General features: G+C 64.8%; 15 protein-coding genes. 6 read left to right on the forward strand and 9 right to left on the reverse strand.

What is annotated here, in order from left to right; genetic code table 11:
• Positions 1–13: 13 nt before the first annotated feature.
• The 8 genes from AC1D3B_RS20535 to AC1D3B_RS20570 all read right to left on the reverse strand — a co-directional run bounded on the left by AC1D3B_RS20535 (position 14) and on the right by AC1D3B_RS20570 (position 10988).
• On the reverse strand, positions 14–2119 hold the full coding sequence (locus AC1D3B_RS20535) for a 3-hydroxyacyl-CoA dehydrogenase NAD-binding domain-containing protein (protein WP_478192518.1): 2106 nt from the start codon (positions 2117–2119) through the stop codon (positions 14–16).
• 190 nt (positions 2120–2309) lie between these two features.
• The gene (locus AC1D3B_RS20540; protein ID WP_478192519.1) at positions 2310–3005 is read right to left on the reverse strand and encodes an ABC transporter ATP-binding protein; all 696 of its coding nucleotides are present in this window, start codon (positions 3003–3005) and stop codon (positions 2310–2312) included.
• Between the two features lies 1 nt (position 3006).
• Entirely contained in the window at positions 3007–3780 is a 774-nt protein-coding gene (locus AC1D3B_RS20545) for an ABC transporter ATP-binding protein (RefSeq protein WP_478192644.1), read from the reverse strand.
• 14 nt (positions 3781–3794) lie between these two features.
• Positions 3795–5099 (reverse strand): branched-chain amino acid ABC transporter permease, encoded by a 1305-nt coding sequence (locus AC1D3B_RS20550; RefSeq protein ID WP_478192520.1) that lies wholly within the window; start codon positions 5097–5099, stop codon positions 3795–3797.
• Between the two features lie 3 nt (positions 5100–5102).
• The gene (locus tag AC1D3B_RS20555; RefSeq protein ID WP_478192521.1) at positions 5103–6050 is read right to left on the reverse strand and encodes a branched-chain amino acid ABC transporter permease; all 948 of its coding nucleotides are present in this window, start codon (positions 6048–6050) and stop codon (positions 5103–5105) included.
• 100 nt (positions 6051–6150) lie between these two features.
• Complete coding sequence (locus AC1D3B_RS20560; RefSeq protein ID WP_478192522.1) at positions 6151–7398, reverse strand: branched-chain amino acid ABC transporter substrate-binding protein; 1248 nt, start codon at positions 7396–7398, stop codon at positions 6151–6153.
• A 163-nt stretch (positions 7399–7561) separates the two neighbouring features.
• Entirely contained in the window at positions 7562–9205 is a 1644-nt protein-coding gene (locus AC1D3B_RS20565) for a 3-(methylthio)propionyl-CoA ligase (RefSeq protein WP_478192523.1), read from the reverse strand.
• Positions 9206–9323: 118 nt separating this feature from the next.
• Positions 9324–10988, reverse strand: coding sequence for a carboxylesterase/lipase family protein (locus AC1D3B_RS20570; RefSeq protein ID WP_478192524.1), 1665 nt, complete (start codon positions 10986–10988; stop codon positions 9324–9326).
• A 101-nt stretch (positions 10989–11089) separates the two neighbouring features.
• Here AC1D3B_RS20570 and AC1D3B_RS20575 point away from each other — a divergent pair, with 101 nt between their 5' ends.
• From AC1D3B_RS20575 to AC1D3B_RS20595, 5 genes are all read left to right on the forward strand, one after another.
• A complete protein-coding gene (locus tag AC1D3B_RS20575) occupies positions 11090–12571 on the forward strand; it encodes a protein adenylyltransferase SelO (protein ID WP_478192525.1) in 1482 nt (493 codons plus the stop codon).
• Positions 12568–12978, forward strand: a complete 411-nt coding sequence (msrB, locus tag AC1D3B_RS20580; RefSeq protein ID WP_478192526.1) for a peptide-methionine (R)-S-oxide reductase MsrB — start codon at positions 12568–12570, stop codon at positions 12976–12978. The genes AC1D3B_RS20575 and msrB overlap by 4 nt, the downstream gene beginning before the upstream one ends.
• Positions 12975–13514: a septation protein A gene (locus tag AC1D3B_RS20585; RefSeq protein ID WP_478192527.1), complete on the forward strand. Its 540-nt coding sequence runs from the start codon at positions 12975–12977 to the stop codon at positions 13512–13514. The genes msrB and AC1D3B_RS20585 overlap by 4 nt, the downstream gene beginning before the upstream one ends.
• Positions 13511–13774 (forward strand): BolA family protein, encoded by a 264-nt coding sequence (locus AC1D3B_RS20590; protein ID WP_478192528.1) that lies wholly within the window; start codon positions 13511–13513, stop codon positions 13772–13774. Before AC1D3B_RS20585 ends, AC1D3B_RS20590 begins: the two co-directional genes overlap by 4 nt.
• 124 nt (positions 13775–13898) lie before the next feature.
• Complete coding sequence (locus AC1D3B_RS20595) at positions 13899–14684, forward strand: peptidylprolyl isomerase (RefSeq protein WP_478192529.1); 786 nt, start codon at positions 13899–13901, stop codon at positions 14682–14684.
• Between the two features lie 141 nt (positions 14685–14825).
• On the opposite strand, the gene purL is transcribed toward AC1D3B_RS20595, so the two are convergent.
• Positions 14826–18851, reverse strand: coding sequence for a phosphoribosylformylglycinamidine synthase (gene purL / locus AC1D3B_RS20600; protein WP_478192530.1), 4026 nt, complete (start codon positions 18849–18851; stop codon positions 14826–14828).
• Between the two features lie 127 nt (positions 18852–18978).
• On the opposite strand from purL, the gene map reads away from it, so the two are divergent.
• Entirely contained in the window at positions 18979–19803 is an 825-nt protein-coding gene (map, locus tag AC1D3B_RS20605; protein ID WP_478192531.1) for a type I methionyl aminopeptidase, read from the forward strand.
• Positions 19804–19806: the final 3 nt, after the last annotated feature.

The following is a 19806-nucleotide window of genomic DNA, read 5'->3' on the forward strand; positions in this document are numbered from 1 at the left end:
GTCTCGCCTCCGGTCAGCTGAACGACTTGCCTTCGGCCACCAGCTTCTGGATGAGCGGCGCCGGCTGCCAGAAGCTCGCGTCGTCGCGCGGGTTCTTCGCAAAGCGCTTCATCGACTCGGCCACGTTGTAGAGGCCGACCTGCGATGCGTAGTGCATCGGGCCACCGCGCCAGATCGGGAAGCCGTAGCCCGTCAGGTACACCATGTCGATGTCGCCGGACTTGGAGGCGATGCCGTCCTCGAGGATGCGGGCACCTTCGTTGACCAGGGCGTAGACCAGGCGCTGCACGATCTCTTCGTCGGAGATCTTGCGCGGCGTGATGCCGATTTCCTTGCGATGGTCCTCGATCATCTTGTTGACCAGGTCGGACGGGATCGCGTCGCGCTTGCCGGCCTGGTAGTCGTACCACCCTGCCCCGGTCTTCTGGCCGAAGCGGCCCAGTTCGCAAAGCTTGTCGGCCGTGCGGCTGTACTTCATGTCGGCGATCTCGGTGGCGCGGCGCTTGCGGATCGCCCAGCCGATGTCGTTCCCGGCCAGGTCGCCCATGCGGAACGGACCCATCGCGAAGCCGAACTTCTCGATGGCCTTGTCGACCTGCTGCGGCGTCGCGCCTTCGTCCAGCAGGAAGCCGGCCTGGCGCGAGTACTGCTCGATCATGCGGTTGCCGATGAAGCCGTCGCACACGCCGGAGACGACTGCGGTCTTCTTGATCTTCTTGGCGGTGGACATGACCGTCGCGAGCACGTCCTTGGCGGTCTGCTTGCCGCGCACGACTTCGAGCAGCTTCATCACGTTGGCCGGGCTGAAGAAGTGCATGCCGACCACGTCCTGCGGGCGCTTCGTGAAGGCAGCGATCTTGTCGACATCGAGTGTGGAGGTGTTCGAGGCCAGGATCGCGCCGGGCTTGGCGACACGGTCGAGTTCCTTGAAGACCTTTTCCTTGACGCCGAGTTCTTCGAACACGGCTTCGATGATGAGGTCCGCGTCCTTCAGGTCGTCGTAGTTCAGCGTGGTGCTCAAGAGCGCCATGCGTTGCTCGTACTTGTCCTGCTTGAGCTTGCCCTTCTTGACCTGGGCTTCGTAGTTCTTCTTGATGGTGGCGATGCCGCGGTCGAGGGCTTCCTGCTTCATCTCGAGGATCTTGACGGGGATGCCCGCGTTCAGGAAGTTCATCGAGATGCCGCCGCCCATGGTGCCGGCGCCGATCACGCCGATGGACTTGATGGCGCGCTGCGGCGTGTCATCGGCCACGTCCGGAATGCGCGAAGCGGCGCGCTCGGCCATGAACAGGTGGCGCAGCGCCATCGATTCGGGCGTGAACATCAGCGCCGTGAAAAGACGGCGCTCTTCGGCCATGCCGTCGTCAAACTTCAGCTTGGTCGCGGCCTGCACGGCATCGACGCACTTGAGGGGCGCGGGGTAATTCTTCGACATGCCGCCGACCATGTTCTTAGCGAACTGGAAATAGGCATCGCCTTGCGGGTGCTTGCACGGCAGGTTGCGCACCAGCGGCAGCGCCTCGCCCGTCTTGCCGGCGACAGACTTCGCGAATTCGACGGCCTCGTCGAACAGCGATTCCGGCGATGCGGCCAGCTTGTCGAACAGCTTCTGGCCGGGCAGCGAAGCGAGCATCTCGCTCTTGACGGCTTCACCGCTCACGATCATGTTCAGTGCGGTTTCCACGCCCAGGACGCGTGGCAGGCGCTGCGTGCCGCCGGCACCGGGCAGCAGGCCGAGCTTGACTTCGGGCAATGCAACGCTGGTGCCGGGTGCGGCCACGCGATAGTGGCAACCCAGGGCCAGTTCGAGGCCGCCGCCCATGCACACGGAGTGGATCGCCGCCACGATGGGCTTCGGCGATGCTTCGAGCGCCAGGATCACGCTCAGCAGATTGGGTTCCTGCAACGCCTTTGGCGTGCCGAACTCCTTGATGTCGGCGCCGCCGGAGAAGGCCTTGCCCGCGCCGGTGATGACGATCGACTTGACGGCCGGGTCGTCGATGGCCTTGGAGAGACCGTCGGTGATGCCGATGCGTGTCGAGAAACCGAGGCCATTGACCGGGGGGTTGGTCATCGTGATCACGGCGACATCGCCGAGCACTTTGTATTCAGCCGTCATGCTGCGTTCCTTTGGGATGGGAGAGGATCGAAAAAAAGGGTTCGAGGGCCCGGCAACCTCAGTGGGCGCCGACGCCCTCGCACTTAAAAAGCACGAGTGTTCTTTTTTTGTGAAATTCTAGGCGTTTCCTGGGACCAATCAACGGCCCCAAGTCGCTGCCGAGACAAAAAGACTGAAGTCGATCAGGTGATCAGACCTCCAGCCACTCCTTGCGGGTGGAGGCGTCAGCCCTCAGGCTATCGGGGGTACCGTCGAACACGATGCTGCCGTGGCCCATCACCAGCGCACGATCGGAGATCTGCATGGCAATGGTCAGCTTCTGTTCGATCAGCAGCACCGAGATGCCCTTGTCCTTGAGCGTGCGGAGGTATAGCCCCACCAGCTCCACGATCTTGGGCGCGAGGCCCTCGGTCGGCTCGTCGATGATGATCAGGTCGGGGTCGCCCATCAGCGTGCGGCACAGCGTCAGCATCTGCTGCTCGCCGCCGGAGAGCACGCCCGCTTCGGTGTGCTGGCGCTCCTTCAGGCGCGGGAACATCCCGTACATGTCGTCGAAGGACCAGCGACTGCCCTTCCCCTTGCCCTTCTGGCCCAGCAGCAGGTTCTGCTGCACGGTGAGCTTCGGAAAGATGTCCCGGTTCTCGGGCACGTAGCCGATGCCCAGGTGCGCGATCTCGTAGGCCTTTCGGCGCAGGATGTCCTGTTCTTTCCAGCGCAGCGCGCCTTCGGCATGCACCAAGCCCATGATGGCCTTGGCCGTCGTGGAGCGGCCCGAGCCGTTGCGGCCCAAGAGGGCAACGATCTCGCCGGGGCCAACGTCGAACGAAACACCATGCAACACATGGCTCTTGCCGTAATAGGCGTGGATGTCGTGGAGCTTCAGCATGTCAGTGTCCAGCGCCTTGTGCGTCGGCGACGGCCGAGCCGAGATAGGCTTCCTGCACGCGCGGGTTGGCGCGCACGGCGGCGGGCGTGTCGAAGGCGATGACTTCGCCGTAGACCACCACTGCGATCTTGTCGGCGAGGCCGAACACCACGCCCATGTCGTGTTCCACCGTCAGCAGCGTCTTGCCCACGGTCACTTGCTTGATCAGCGCGATGAAGTGCGCCGTCTCGGTCTTGCTCATGCCGGCCGTCGGCTCGTCGAGCAGGATCACGCTGGCGCCGCCGGCGATGGTCACGCCGATCTCGAGCGCGCGCTGTTCTGCATAGGTGAGGTTCACCGCCAGCACATCACGCTTCTTCTCGAGGCCGACCTGGCGGACGAGTTCCTCGGTGCGCTCATTGGCGTCGTCGAGCTTCGACAGGAAGCGCAGGAAGGTGTAGCGATAGCCCAGGCTCCACAGCACGCCGCAGCGCAGGTTCTCGAAGACGCTGAGCTTCGGGAAGATGTTGGTGATCTGAAAGCTGCGCGACAGGCCCAGCCGGTTGATCTCGAACGGCTTCTTGCCGTCGATGCGCTGGCCGTTGAGGAGCACCTCGCCGCTGGTGGGTGCGAGCCGTCCACTGATCAGGTTGAACAGTGTCGACTTGCCGGCGCCGTTGGGTCCGATGATGGCGATCCGATCGCCCGCCCGCACCGCGAGGTCGACACCACGGATGATGTCCGTCTTGCCGAAGCTCTTTCGCAAGCCCTTGAGTTCAAGTGCGTAGCCCGTCATTGTCTGCGTCTGGCTCATGCGGTCGCCCGTCGTTTGATTTCAGCTTCGATCTGTTCCTGCGCACGACCCCATGCGCGAGCGAATCGACGACGCACCCATTCGAGCAACGCGAGGCCCACCAGGGCCAGCAGCGCGGCGCCGACCCAACTGCCGGTGCTCGATGTGTCCAAGATCATCCCGGCAAAAGGAACCTCCGGCCCGAGCGCCGGATTCAACTGGATGTGATAGACCATCTCCACCAGGGCTGCGGCGCCGACCACCAGCAATGCACCCGCCGCAACGAGGCCGGCATACAGCACCCAGAACGGCTTGAACAGGCCGAACTTGGCGACGCGCAGGTTCATCATGATCAGGCTGGCAACGCCGCCCGGCGCGAACATGACCATGAACAGGAACACCAATCCCAGGTAAAGCAGCCAGGCCTTGGTGAGTTCGGACAGCATGACCGACGCAAACACGAGCAGCACCGCGCCGATGATCGGGCCGAAGAAGAAGCCGGCCCCACCGAGGAAGGTGAACAGCAAATAGCCTCCGGAGCGCACGCCGGAAAGGCTGTCGCTCGCATTCACGATCTCGAAGTTGATGGCCGACAGGCCTCCGCCGATCCCGGCGAAGAAGCCGGCGATGATGAAAGCGAAGTAGCGCACGCGCTGGGTGTTGTAGCCGATGAATTCGACCCGCTCCGGGTTGTCGCGTACCGCGTTGAGGATGCGCCCCAGCGGCGTGCCCGTGAAGGCGAACATCAGCGCCGTGCAGACGAAGCAATAGGCGGCGATCAGGTAGTACACCTGCAACTGCGGACCGAAGGTCAGGCCCAGGAACGAGGCGCCGTACACCCGGTTGGTGGTCACACCGCCCTCGCCGCCGAAGAATCCCGGAAACATCAGGGCCATGGACGCCACCAGTTCACCGATGCCCAAGGTGATCATGGCAAAGGTCGTGCCGGACTTCTTGGTCGTCACGAAGCCGAGCAGGATCGCAAAGAACGCGCCGCTCAGCCCGCCGACCAGCGGAATCAACACCAGAGGCACGGCCATGTGGCCCTGTGTCGCCAGGTTCATGGCATGAATGGCGATGAACGCCCCCATGCCGGTGTAGACAGCGTGCCCGAAACTCAGCATCCCGCCCTGGCCGAACAGGATGTTGTAGCTCAGGCAGATGATGACGAGATAACCCATCTGCGAGAGCATCGTCAGCGCAAGGCTGCTGCGGAACAGGACCGGCGCCACGAGCAGCAGCAGCGCAAACAGCGTCCAAACGATGACGCGGCCCAGGTTCCAGGGCGTGAAGCGATAGTAGGAAACAGAAGATGTCGTCATGCGTCAGTCCTCCCGGGTACCGAGCAGGCCCTTGGGCCGGAAGATCAGGATCAGCACGAGGAACATGTACGGCAGGATGGGCGCGATCTGCGAGATCTTGAGACTGAGGAGTTCGTAGCCGAAGGTCTGGCTCGTGACGGTCATGCCCAGGGCCTGGAGTCCTCCCGCGAACGACTGGTCCATCGCGACCGCGAACGTCTGCACCACGCCGATGAGCAGCGATGCCAGGAACGCGCCGGCCAGGGAACCCATGCCGCCGACCACCACGACCACGAAGATGATCGAACCGACCGAAGCAGCCATGCCCGGTTCGGTCACGTAGGTGTTGCCGCCGATCACGCCGGCCAGCGCGGCCAGCGCGGCGCCGCCGCCGAAGACCAGCATGAAGACGCGCGGCACGTTGTGGCCGAGCGCCTCGACCATTTCCGGATGCTTGAGCGCGGCCTGGATGACCAGCCCGATGCGCGTGCGCGTCAGCAACAGCCAGACCGAGACGAGCATCAGCATGGCGATGAACATGATGAAGGACCTGGACTTGGGAAACTGGGTGCCGTAGATGGTGAACAGCGGCCCTTCGAGCGCCGGAGGCAGGCCATACGGGACCACCGATCGGCCCCAGACCAGTTGAACCACCTCCAGGATCAGGTAGGAAAGACCGAAGGTCACGAGCAGTTCTGGCACATGCCCGAACTTGTGGACGCGCCGCAGGCAATAGCGCTCGAACGCGGCCCCCAGTGCAAACACGAGCAGGGGCGAGACGACAAGGGCGGGCCAGAAGCCGACGACCCGCGAGACCGTGTACGCGAAATACGCCCCCAGCATGTAGAAGCTGGTGTGCGCAAAGTTGAGCACGCCCATCATGCTGAAGATCAGCGTGAGGCCCGAACTCAACATGAATAGCAGGAGCCCGTAGCTGAGCCCGTTCAGCAGGGAGACGGTGAAAAATTCCATGAGGTCTGGGTGATGGTCAAGCGCCTCGCCGGACGCCCAAAAAAAAGACGCCGGGAGCGATTGCCATCACCTCCCGGCGTGCGGTTTCGGGAAGTGCGTCCTAGGAAGTCGAGGCGCCCGGGCGCTTCATCTGGCAGGAAGTCGGGGTGCTGGCGACGTAGGGCTCGAGGTACTTGACGGGGGCGAACGTGAAGCCCGTCTTTTCCACGCTGTACTTGTTCTTGGCATCGACCTTCTGCCACTTGGAGATCCAGAGGCCTTGCTGCAACTGGTGGTCGGTCTTGCGCATTTCGCTCTCACCGTTGAAGCCCTTGAACTTCAGGCCTTCCAGCGCCGCCGCCACCTTGACCGGGTCGGTGGACTTCGCCTTGGCCATGGCATTGCTCAGCATCACCAGCGCGTTGTAGACCGAGAAGGTGTAGAGGTCATCGTTGAACTTCTGCTGGAACTCGTTCGTCAAGGTGCCCATGCGCCCCGGATAGTTGGAGTGGTTGTAGGCGATCTGGTAGACCTCGAGATCCCCGCCCGACGCGAGCGCGGTCGGCGTACCCGAGACCCCGGCGTAGTAGGCGTACACAGGCACCTTCAGGCCCGCATCGTTCAACGCCTTGATCAGCAGGGTCATGTCCTGGCCCCAGTTGCCGGTCACGATGGTGTCGGCGCCCGACTGCTTGATCTTGGCCACATAGGGAGCGAAGTCCTTGACCTGCCCGAGGGGGTGGAGGTCATCGCCCACGATCTGGGCGTCGGGCCGCTTGCGAGCCAGCCCCTCCTTGAAGTACTTGGCGACCTGCTGGCCGTGCGAGTAGTTCTGGTTGATCAGGTAGACCTTCTTGACGTTCGGCTGATCCTTCATGAAGGTGGTCAGCGCCTCCATCTTCATCGAGGTGTCGGCGTCGAGGCGGAAGTGCCAGTAGTTGCACTTGTCGTTGGTCAGGACCGGATCGACGGCCGCGTAGTTCAGGTAGATGATTTCCTTGCCTGGGTTGCGCTCGTTGGCTTTGCCGACCGCATCGGACAGCGGCACCGCGACGTTCGAACCATTGCCCTGCGTGATGTAGCGGTAGCCCTGGTCGCTGGCGGACTTGAGCAAGTTCAAGGCCTCCTGCGGAGAACTCTTGCTGTCCATGCCAGTGATCTCGAACTTGACCCCGGCCGGGTTCTCTTCGGGCGTCAGGTGTTCGGCCGCGAATTGCCAGCTCTTGAGCTGGTTCTGACCGACATTGGCGAAGGGTCCGGAAAGGCCTTCGATCATGGCGATCTTGACAGTTTCGCCCTTCTGAGCAAAAGCCCCGGCGGCACCCGCCAGCATGAGGCCGACGGCTATGGATTTGAGTGCGAATTTCATGGCGATTGTCTCCTGGGTCGATGGTCGATCAATGACGCGCTGAGAGTACAAGTCTTTGCAGAGGCACCCCTCAGGGAATGCCCGTAACGTGGGGCGCGCGGGACGCCAAACTATCACCCATGCGACACGCGACCCACGAAATCCTACCGGTCGGTAGCTTTCCTCAGCAGCCGGGCAACTTGTAGTCGCGCAACAACTCGCGCAGCTTGGTCTTCAGGATCTTGCCGGTGGCGCCGAGCGGGATCGCCTCGACGAACACCACATCGTCCGGAATCTGCCACTTTGCCGTCTTGCCCTGGTAGAAGGCGAGCAACTCGTCGCGCGAAACCTCGGTGCCCGGCTTCCTCACGACCGCGACGATCGGCCGCTCGTCCCACTTCGGATGCGCGACGCCGATGCACGCCGCCATCGCGATGGCCGGGTGGGCCACCGCGATGTTCTCGATGTCGATCGAGCTGATCCACTCGCCGCCGGACTTGATCACGTCCTTGCTGCGATCGGTAATCTGCAGGAATCCGTCGGGATCGATGGTCGCGACGTCGCCGGTGGGAAACCAGCTGCGTCCCTGTTCGTCCTGGATGAGCGGGTCGCCGCCCTCCCCCTTGAAGTATTCCTTGACCACCCACGGGCCCTTGACCAGCAGGTCGCCGTAGGCCTTGCCGTCCCAGGGCTGGTCCTTGCCGTCGCCGTCGACGATCTTCATGTCCACGCCGAAGATCGAGCGTCCCTGCTTCATCCGGATGGCGGTCTGCTGCTCCGGCGACATCTCGAGGTGCTTGTTCTTGAGGGTGCAGAGCGTGCCCAGCGGCGACATCTCGGTCATGCCCCACGCATGCAGCACCTCCACGCCGTACTGTTGCTGGAAGGCGTTGATCATGGCCGGCGGGCAGGCGGAACCGCCGATCACCGTGCGCTTGAGTGTCGAGAACCGGAGGTCGTTGGCCTGCAGGTGGCCCAGCAGCATTTGCCACACGGTCGGCACGCCGGCGGCGAAAGTCACCTTCTCGGACTCGAGCAGGTCATACACGGATTTGCCGTCGAGCGCCGGGCCGGGGAACACCAGCTTGGCGCCGACCAGCGCGGCCGAGTACGGGATGCCCCAGGCGTTGACGTGGAACATCGGCACGACCGGCAGCACGGAATCGCGCGCCGACAGCGTCATCACGTCCGGCAAGGCGGCGGCATAGGCGTGCAGCAAGGTCGAACGATGGCTGTAGAGCGCCGCCTTGGGGTTGCCCGTGGTGCCGCTCGTGTAGCACATGCTCGATGCGGAGTTCTCGTCGAAGCTCGGCCACTCGTAGTCGGTGGAACGCTGGCCCATCCAGGCTTCGTAGCTCACGAGGTTGGGCACGCCGCTGTCGGCTGGCAGCTTGTCGGCATCGCACAAGGCGATCCATTTCTTGATCATCGGGCACCTGGCGTGCACGGCCTGCACCAGCGGCAGGAAGGTCAGGTCGAAGCACAGGATCTGGTCTTCTGCATGGTTCGCGATCCAGGCGATCTGGTCGGGATGCAGGCGCGGATTGATCGTGTGCAGCACCCGGCCCGATCCGCTCACGCCGTAATAGAGCTCGAGGTGGCGATAGCCGTTCCAGGCCAGGGTGGCGATGCGGTCGCTGAACAGCAGTTGCTCGTCGTCGAGCGCGTTGGCGACCTGGCGCGACCGCGCGGCGATCTGCCGCCATGTCGAGCGGTGGATGTCGCCCTCGATCCGCCGCGAGACGATCTCGGCGTCGCCGTGGTGGCGTTCGGCGAACTCGATCAGCGACGAGATCAGCAACGGTTGGTCCTGCATCAAACCCAGCATCTAGTGGCTCCTTCTTGAAATGGGCATCGGAAATTCTGACGACCGTGAGGTTCGCTCATCTTCGGTGCGTCACACAATGACAGAAACCCGCAGTGCGCAGGTTCCGGGCGGCCTGTGGCTATCGCGTAGTGATGCGAGGGGCGTCGAGAGTGGCGTCGAAGCTGAGCTTCGCCGGCCAGGGCGCCCAGGTCGTGCCCAGCGCGCCGGTGTTCGGATCGCCCTTGTGGAGGAAGGCGGCGATGCTCGCCATCATCGCGTCCGACAGTGCCACGCGGCCCCGACGATTCGCCTCGCCATAGAGCGCGTTCGAGAACAGCGATGGACCGAAATTGCCGAAAAGGAACGCCAGGTCGAAGGCATGGGCCGCGCCGTAGACCTCGTTCCATGGCGCGGGCGTCTGCGCCCAGTCGAACTGGTAGTGCCAGATGTCGGACTGCTGCGTCTTCAAGGCGCCGAGGAGGTTGTCCCGGCTCGCCATCATGAAGCTGTCGGTGATGCGCGCGGTCATCGCGTCGTAGCCGGTGTCCGGCGTCGTCACGGGGAGGTAGGAAGGGTCGATGATGTCCGCCGAAGTCAGCGTGGTGGGCGCATCGGGATCGAAGTCACGCATCAACCTGAAGCGTGTCGCGTCGTCGATCCTGAAGCCGGGCTTGCCGCCGAAGAGGGAGAGGAAAGGCGCGAAGAGCTTGCCTTCGTCCCGGGTGACGCCCACGAGCATCGGCACCCGCGCGTACTGGCCCGCCGTGATGGCAGCGATCGGGTCTGCGGGCACCACGGTCCCGTCCGGGACCGGACCGGAGATGGTCAGTCCCTTGGCCAGGACGGTGGAAAGAATGGTCCTGGCATCCTTGCTGCGGAGGTAGTCGGCAATCTGGGCATCGGTCTGGGTGGCGGCATAGGCGGCGGCGCCCTCCAGGTCCGCCGCCTTGCCATCGGCGACCAGCAGGTTCAGCAGCAGGGCCTGGCCCTGCGCGAGATAGGCGGAGGCCGGAATCAGCGTCGGCAGGCTGCCGGGCGGGAGGTTGCTGGCCATCGAGATGCCGCCGCTCAAGGGCATGGCCTTGTGAAAGAGGCCGCGCGACAACGGGGAGGTCATCACGGCCAGCACGTTGATGGCGCCCGCCGACTGTCCCGCCAATGTGACATTGGCCGGGTCGCCGCCGAAGCTGGCGATGTTGGCCTGGATGTAGCGCAGGGTCGCGAGGATGTCCAGCAACGCGAAGTTGCCGGAGTCGCCGCCTTCCGGGCCGCCGGTCCGTAGCTGCGGCAGTTTGAGGAAGCCGAGGATGCCGAGCCGGTAGTTTGCGGTGACGATCACCGCGTTGGCCTTCCTCGCAAGGTTGGCGCCGTCATAGACCGGATCGGCGGTGTAGCCCGAGATGTTGCTGCCGCCGTGGATGAAGAGCATCACAGGCAGCTTCGCGTCCGCGGTGGCCGGCCGCCAGATGTTGAGTGTCAGGCAGTCCTCGCTGCCGACCGGCGTGTTCAGCGTGCTGGCGATCGTCTCGTCGTAGGTGTTGTTCGCGCCGGGGCCGAAGAGGCGGCCGTTCTGGATGCAGGGTTGGCCGAACTGGCTGGCGTCCCGGATGTCCGCCCAGGGCTCGGGCGCTGCGGGCGCACGCCAGCGCAGTTCGCCGACCGGCGGCCGGGCGAATGGAATCCCCTTCCAGCACCAGGTGCCGGAGCGGGCCGACTCGTCGGCGCCCAGGACCTGGCCCTGCATGGTGTTGCGCAACGTCGGGTGAGAAGGGACGGCATCGGAGGGTCCGGGGCTGGCTGTCATGGAGGCGCACGGTAGCACCAAACCGGCGCTTCGAGACCGCCGTTTTCACCGGGATGGCCTCCGCGGCAAGGGGTCGGGCGCCGTGCGGGACAATCCACCCCATGAGCATGCTTGCAGACGAAGCGGAAGTCGTTGACCTGGGCCTGCGCTGGACCCCAGGGTTTTCAGCGCTGGGTTCCGGATTCTTTACCGAGATCACCCCTCGCCCCTTGCCGGATCCCTATTGGGTCGGGCGTAGCACGGCAGTCGCGCGCGAACTCGGCCTGGATGAGAGCTGGCTGCATTCGGCGGAGGGTTTGGCGGCTTTTACCGGCAACGTGCCGATCGCGGGAACGCGCCCGCTGGCCAGCGTCTACAGCGGCCACCAGTTCGGCGTCTGGGCCGGCCAGCTCGGCGATGGCCGGGCCATCCTCCTGGGAGAAACGGCTGGAGGGCTGGAAGTGCAGCTCAAGGGAAGTGGCCTGACGCCCTACTCCCGCATGGGCGACGGCCGGGCCGTGCTGCGATCCAGCATCCGCGAATTCCTGTGCAGCGAGGCGATGCACGGACTGGGCATCCCGACCACGCGCGCGCTGTGCGTGACCGGCTCCGACGCACGCATTCGGCGCGAAGAGCTCGAAACCGCCGCGGTGGTCACGCGCGTATCGCCCAGCTTCATCCGTTTCGGCCATTTCGAGCACTTCGCGGCCAACGAGCGCGACGATGAACTCCGCGCCCTGGCCGACTACGTGATCGACCGCCACTACCCCGCCTGCCGTACGACAGATCGCTTCAACGGCAACGCCTATGCCGCCCTTCTCGAAGCAGTGAGCGAGCGTACCGCGGCGCTGCTCGCCCAGTGGCAGGCCGTCGGCTTCTGCCATGGCGTGATGAACACCGACAACATGAGCATCCTCGGGCTCACCATCGACTACGGGCCCTTCCAGTTCCTCGATGGATTCGACCCGCGACATATCTGCAACCATAGCGACACGGGCGGCCGCTATGCCTATAACCAGCAGCCCAACGTCGCGTACTGGAATCTTTTCTGCCTGGCGCAGGCGCTGTTGCCGCTGATCGGCGACCAGGAAGTCGCGGTCGCCGCGCTGGAGTCGTACAAGACCGTTTTCCCCAACGAATTCGAGGCCCGCATGCGCGCCAAGCTCGGGCTCGTCGACAAGGCGGAGTCCGACCGCGCACTGATCGAGGGCGTGCTGAAGCTGCTCGCGGAGGAAAAGGTGGACTACACGATCTTCTGGCGGCGCCTGTCCGGCCACGTGGCAGGCGACAATCCTGCCGCGGTGCGAGACCTGTTCATCGACCGTCCGGCTTTCGATGCCTGGCTGCAATCGTTTTCGAAGCGCCGCGCGCAAACTGCTTCGGCACGCGCGGCTGACCTGATGCTCAAGACCAATCCGAAGTTCGTGCTGCGGAACCACCTGGGCCAGCAGGCGATCGAAGCGGCGCAGCAGAAGGACTTTTCCGGCGTGTCCACATTGCTCGCGCTGCTCGAAACACCGTTCGAGGAGCACGCCGGCCACGACGCTTTCGCCGGTTTCCCGCCCGATTGGGCCTCCACGATCGAAATCAGCTGTTCATCATGACTTCGCCCATCCAGAAGACCGACGCCGAATGGAAGGCCATCCTCGCTGAGAAAGGCGCCGAGCGCGGCGCCTTCGAGGTCACCCGCCACGCCGCCACCGAGCGACCCTTTACCGGCAAGTACGAAGCCCATTGGGACGACGGCACCTATCACTGCATCTGCTGCGGCGCGAAGTTGTTCGAGTCGGCCACCAAGTTCGACGCCGGCTGCGGCTGGCCCAGCTTCTCGCAGGAAGCGGTGCCGGGCGCGATCCGCAACATCGTCGACCGCTCGCATGGCATGGTGCGCACCGAGAACGTCTGCTCCAATTGCGGCGCCCACCTCGGCCACGTGTTCCCGGACGGTCCGACCGAAACGGGCCTGCGCTACTGCATGAATTCCGCTTCCCTGGAATTCCAGAAAAAATGAAACTCATCCTCGATTTCTTTCCGATCCTGCTGTTCTTCGGCGCGTTCAAGCTCTACGACATCTTCACTGCGACCGCGGTGCTCATGGCGGGCACGGTCGTGCAGATGGCCATCATCTGGTACACCGAGCGCAAGCTGCTGCCGATGCAGAAGGCGACGCTGGTGCTGATCCTGCTCTTCGGAACGCTCACGCTGGCGCTGCACGACGACCGCTTCATCAAGTGGAAGCCGACCGTGCTTTATGGCGCCATGTCGCTGGCGCTGGCGGTCGCACTGTGGGGGTTCAAGCGAAATTTCCTCAAGATGCTGCTGGGCGCACAACTCGAACTGCCCACGCTGATCTGGAACCGCCTCAACGTGGCGTGGATCGCCTACTGCCTCTTCATGGCCGTGATCAACGGCTACGTGGCCGCTTATTTCAGCACGGAGGCCTGGGTCAACTTCAAGCTGTGGGGCTACGTGTTTCCGATCGTCTTCCTGGTTGCGCAGGGGCTCTATATCTCGCCGCACCTCAAATCGGACAAGCCCACCGCATGAGCCTCCCCACCGCCAGCGATCTCGAGGCGCGCCTTCGCGAGGCGCTTGACCCCACGGTGCTCGAAGTGATCGACGAAAGCGCCTCGCATGCCGGTCACGCCGGCGCGAATGCCGAGGGCTACGGCACCCACTTCAGGGTGCGCATCGCGTCCCCGCTTTTCGCCGGCAAGCCCCGCGTGGCGCGCCATCGCCTTGTGTATGATGCGCTGCAACTTTTCATCGCACAGGGTCTTCACGCGATTGCCATCGAGACAATTTGAAGCGCTTCAAGGCACTTCGATCTCTTCCCGCCCGCTCCGTGCGGCGAAAAACTCCCCCCATTCCATCTAAGCGCTTTTCCCAAAAACACTGCGCGTTTTCTCCTCAACGACCGAGGCTCCCCCTATGAAGAAACAGATCTTGCAGGCCGTCGCGGCCGCCGTACTCGTGGGCGCCCTGCCCGTCGCTGCCTTTGCGCAGAATGCGGCCATCGTCAACGGCAAGCCGGTGCCGAAGGCACGCATGGACGTTCTGGCCCAGCAGTTGGCCGCCGCGGGTCGTCCGGTCACGCCGGAGATGCAGGACCAGTTGCGCGAGGAAATCATTGCGCGCGAAGTCTTCATGCAGGAAGCCCACAAGCAAGGCCTGGACGCCACCGATGACTACAAGAACCAGCTCGAACTCGCTCGGCAGGCCATCCTGATCCGCCAGCTCTTCGACAACTTCCGCAAGACCAACGCCGTTTCGGACGCCGACGTGCAGGCCGAGTACGACAAGTTCGCGGCCGCCAACAGTGGCAAGGAATACAAGGCCCGCCATATCCTGGTCGCCACCGAAGACGAAGCCAAGAAGATCCTCGCAGACCTGAAGAAGGGCGCAAAGTTCGAGGACATCGCGAAGAAGCAAAGCAAGGACCCGGGATCGGGCGCGAACGGTGGCGACCTGGACTGGGCAGCTCCCGCGAGCTTCGTGCCCGAGTTCTCGGAAGCGATGATCAAACTCAAGAAGGGTGAGACCTCGCCTGCACCGGTCAAGTCGCAGTTCGGCTATCACATCATCCGCGTCGACGACATCCGCCAGGCGCAACTGCCGAAGGTCGAGGAAGTGAAGCCGCAGATCACGCAGCAGTTGCAGCAGCAGCGCCTGCAAAAGTACCAGGAAGAACTGCGCGCAAAGGCGAAGGTGGAATAACCCCCAGGCTTGCCCACTTCGTGTGGCCGCCCACCCCCTTTCAGGGGGCAACACCAGCGGCCCGGCGAAGCCGGTTCCGCGGTGTTCCTCGTAGAAGAAAAAGCGGCCCTCGGGCCGCKTTTTCTTTGGAAGCAACGGCGCTCAAGCCACCCACTTACGGGCGTTTCTCCAGATGCGCATCCAGGGGCTCAACTCGCTCTTGTTGCCCGAGGTCCAGCTCATCTGGATGTTGCGGAACACGCGCTCCGGATGGGGCATCAGCGCGGTGAATCGGCCGTCGGCGGTGGTGACCGAGGTGAGGCCGCCCGCGCTGCCGTTCGGGTTGAACGGGTAGCGCTCGGTCGCTTGGCCGTTGTTGTCGACGAAACGCATGGCAGCAATCGCCTTGCTCGGGTCGCCGCGGTGCTTGAAGTTGGCGTAGCCCTCGCCATGCGCCACGGCGATCGGCAGCCGGCTGCCCGCCATGCCTGCGAAGAACAGGCTGGGCGAATCGAGTACCTCGACCATCGACAGCCGCGCCTCGAAGCGCTCGCTCTGGTTCGTCGTGAAGCGCGGCCAGGCTTCGGCGCCGGGGATGATGTCGGCCAGTTCGGCGAACATCTGGCAGCCGTTGCAGACGCCGAGGCCGAAGGTGTCGGTCCGGCCGAAGAAGCCCTTGAACTGGTCCGCCAGCTTCGGGTTGAAGGTGATGCTGCGTGCCCAGCCGATGCCGGCGCCGAGCGTGTCGCCATAGCTGAAGCCGCCGCAGGCGACCACGCCCTTGAAGTCGGCCAGGTCCGCCCTGCCGGTCTGCAGGTCGGTCATGTGAACGTCGAAAGCCTCGAAGCCTGCCTCTGTGAATGCGTAGGCCATCTCGACGTGCGAGTTCACGCCCTGCTCCCGCAGGATCGCGACCTTGGGCCGGGCGAGATTCAGGAAAGGCGCTGCGACGTTCTCGGCGGCGCCGTCCGCGAGCAGCACGTGCGCGCCCGGGTCCTTCGGATCGCCAGCCGCGGCGTGTTCGGCGTCTGCGCATTCGGGGTTGTCGCGCTCGCGGCAGATCTTCCAGCTGACCGAATCCCAGACCTGGTGCAGGTCGGCGAGACTGGCGCTGAAGACGGACTTGGCATCGCGCCACACTTCGACCTTGCCCTTGCCCGCGTCCATCACCGAGTTGTCGGGACGCGTCTTGCCGACGAAGTGGCTGTGAGCGCTCAGGCCGTGCGCGCGGAGGGTCTGCATGACCTCGTTGCGCTCGGCGGTCCGCACCTGCAGCAGCAGGCCGAGCTCTTCATTGAAGAGCGCCTTGAGCGTGAGTTCCTCGCGGCGGGCGCTGACCTGCCCGGCCCAGTTCTTGGCGTCGCCGTATTCCGCGCGGCTGTCGCTGATGCCGTCGCCTTCGGTGACCAGCAGGTCGACATTGAGCGCCACGCCGACGTGTCCGGCGAAGGCCATCTCGCAAGCGGCGGCGAACAAGCCACCGTCGCTGCGGTCGTGCATCGCGAGGATCTTGCCTTCGGCGCGCAGTACGTTGACCGCGGCGACGAGCTTGACGAGGTCTTGCGGATCGTCCAGGTCGGGCACCGTATCGCCGCTTTGCGCCAGCGTCTGCGCCAGGATGCTGCCGGCCATGCGGTGCTTGCCATGGCCGAGGTCGATGAGCACCAGCGTCGTGTCGGCCTCGCCGGCATCGAGTTGCGGCGTGAGCGTGCCGCGCACGTCCGCCAGCGTGGCAAAGGCGCTCACGATCAGGCTCACGGGTGACGTGACCTTCTTCTGCTCGCCGCCGTCCTGCCATTGGGTGCGCATCGACAGCGAATCCTTGCCGACCGGGATCGAGATACCGAGCGCCGGGCACAGCTCCAGTCCCACCGCCTTGACGGTCTCGTACAGCGCCGCATCCTCGCCCGGCTCGCCGCAGGCGGCCATCCAGTTGGCCGACAGCTTGACGCGCGACAGGTCGATGGGGGCTGCCAGCAGATTGGTGATCGCCTCGCCCACCGCCATGCGGCCCGAAGCCGGCGCGTCGATGGACGCTAGCGGAGTGCGCTCGCCCATGCTCATCGCCTCGCCCGCGAAGCCTCTGTAGTCGGCCAGCGTCACGGCGCAATCGGCCACCGGCACCTGCCAGGGTCCGACCATCTGGTCGCGATGGCTGAGGCCGCCCACGGTGCGGTCACCGATCGTGATGAGGAAGCGCTTCGATGCGACGGTCGGATGCGACAGCACGTCGATCGCGGCCTTCTGAAGGTCCACGCCGGTGAGGTCCAGCGGCCTGAAGCGACGCTCGACGGTCTTCACGTCGCGCAGCATCTTGGGCGGCTTGCCCAGCAGCACGTCCATCGGCATGTCGACCGGTTGTGCCTCGGCACCTTCGTCGGCGACGAGCAACTGGCGAGCGTCGGTCGCGACGCCAACCACGGCGAACGGGCAGCGCTCGCGTTCGCAGAAGGCGCGGAACTGTTCGAGCGATTCCGGGGCGATGGCGAGGACGTAGCGTTCCTGGCTTTCGTTGCACCAGATTTCCTTCGGCGCCATGCCCGATTCCTCGAGCGGAACGGCGCGCAGATCGAAGCGCGCGCCTCGACCCGCGTCGTTCGTGAGTTCCGGGAAGGCATTGCTCAGGCCGCCGGCACCGACGTCGTGAATCGCGAGGATGGGGTTGGCGTCGCCCTGCTGCCAGCAATGGTTGATCACCTCTTGCGCGCGACGCTCGATCTCGGGATTGCCGCGCTGCACGGAGTCGAAGTCGAGCTCTGCCGCATTGGCGCCGGTCGCCATCGAACTGGCGGCGCTGCCGCCCATGCCGATGCGCATGCCGGGTCCGCCAAGCTGGATCAGCAATGCGCCGGCCGGGAACTGGATCTTCTTCGTCTGCCCGGCGTCGATGCTGCCGAGGCCGCCCGCGATCATGATGGGCTTGTGGTAGCCGCGCTGCACGGTGTCGCCGTCGCTGCCGATGGCCTGCTCGTACTCGCGGAAGTAGCCCAGCAGGTTGGGCCGGCCGAACTCGTTGTTGAAGGCGGCGCCGCCCAGCGGGCCCTCGGTCATGATCTGCAGCGGGCTCGCGATGTGGCCCGGCTTGCCGTAGCTGCCCTCTTCCGGCCAGAGCTTCGAGACCGTGAAGCCGGTCAGGCCGGCCTTGGGTTTGGAGCCGCGCCCGGTGGCGCCTTCGTCGCGGATCTCGCCGCCCGCGCCGGTCGATGCCCCCGGGAAGGGCGAGATCGCGGTCGGATGGTTGTGCGTCTCGACCTTCATCAGCACATGGCTCAGGGCATCCTGCTTCCGGTAGCTGCCCGATTCCGACGCGGCGACGAAGCGCTCCACCTGCGTGCCTTCCATCACCGACGCGTTGTCGGCATAGGCGATGACCGTGTGCTGCGGGTTCTGGCGCTCGGTGTGGCGGATCATCGAGAAGAGGCTCTGCGGCTGCGCCTCGCCGTCGATGATGAAGTCGGCGTTGAAGATCTTGTGGCGGCAGTGTTCGCTGTTGGCCTGCGCGAACATCATCAGCTCGACATCGCTGGGGTTTCGGCCGAGGCGGGTGAAGGCTTCGACCAGGTAGTCGATCTCGTCTTCCGCCAGCGCGAGGCCGAAGCTCTTGTTGGCCTCGACCAGGGCCGCGCGGCCGCCGTCCCGCACGTCGACCTGCGCCATCGGCTGGGGCGGCAGCTCGGCGAAGAGATTGGCCGCCTGGTCAAGCTGGGCGAGGACCGATTCGGTCATGCGGTCATGCAGCAGGTCGGCGATGGCGGCGAGCTTGTCGCCCTCCAGCGTGGCGGCCTTGCCCAGGGCCTTGCCGAGCAGCGGCGCCTTCAGCGTCAGGTGGTATTCGGTGACGCGCTCCACGCGGCGCAGGGCGAGCCCGCAGTTGTGGGCGATGTCGGTCGCCTTGGAGGCCCATGGCGACACCGTGCCCAGCCGGGGCGTGACGACGATCGTCGGCCCCGCCTTGCCCGGTGCGACGAAAGGCTCGCCGTAGCCCAGCAACGCGGCGAAGCGCTCGCGCCCTACGGCGTCCAGCGGCGATTCGGTGACGACCAGGTGCATGAAGCGGGCGCCCAAGCCCTCGATGCGCGGATCGACCGCCTGGAGGCGGGGCAGGATCTGCCGGGCCCGGAATTCGCTGAGTGCGCTGCCGCCCTCGAAGAAAGTCACCACGGGTGCGGGATGGGAAGACGGGTTCACGGGCAACGTCACAGTCGGATCGGCCGGTCGGCCGCGTTGAGAATGAAGAGAAAGAGGCGGCAGCCGCTGACTGGGGCCATCCGCGCCAACCCTGAATTTTAGCGGTCCGGATGGGATAATTCCGGCCATGAGCATTACCTACAAAGACGCCGAGGGCGTGGCCGGCATGCGCGTGGCATGCCGCCTCGCTTCCGAAGTGCTGGACTACATCACGCCCCACATCAAGCCCGGCGTGACCACGAACGAAATCGACAAGCTCGCCCACGACTACATCACGCAGGTGCAGGGCGCGATCCCGGCCCCGCTGAACTACATGGGGGCCAGCACCGTGCCCTACCCCAAGTCGATCTGCACCTCGGTCAACCACGTCGTCTGCCATGGCATCCCGAACGACAAGCTGCTCAAGAAGGGCGATATCGTCAATTGCGACATCACCGTCATCAAGGACGGCTGGCACGGCGACACCAGCCGCATGTTCGTCGTCGGCGACGCTTCCATCGCGGCCAAGCGGCTGTGCACCTTCACCTATGACGCCATGTGGCACGGCATCGTCAAGGTCAAGCCGGGCGCCCGGCTTGGCGACATCGGCTTCGCGATCCAGCGCTTTGCAGAGAGCAACGGCTTCTCGGTCGTGCGCGAGTTCTGCGGCCACGGCATCGGCCGCGGCTTCCACGAGGAGCCACAGGTGCTGCACTACGGCAAGCCCGGCACGCTCGAGGAGCTCAAGCCCGGCATGACCTTCACCATCGAGCCGATGATCAACGCCGGCAAGCGCGACATCAAGGAAGACGCCAAGGGCGGCCAGTACGACGGTTGGACCATCGTGACGCGCGACCACTCGCTGTCGGCGCAGTGGGAGCACACGGTGCTGGTCACCGAGACCGGCTACGAGGTGCTCACGCTGTCGGCCGGCAGCCCGCCGCCGCCCGCGTTCGTCAGCGCCGCGGCTTGACCC

This window comes from Variovorax sp. P5_A3 (assembly GCF_056400665.1).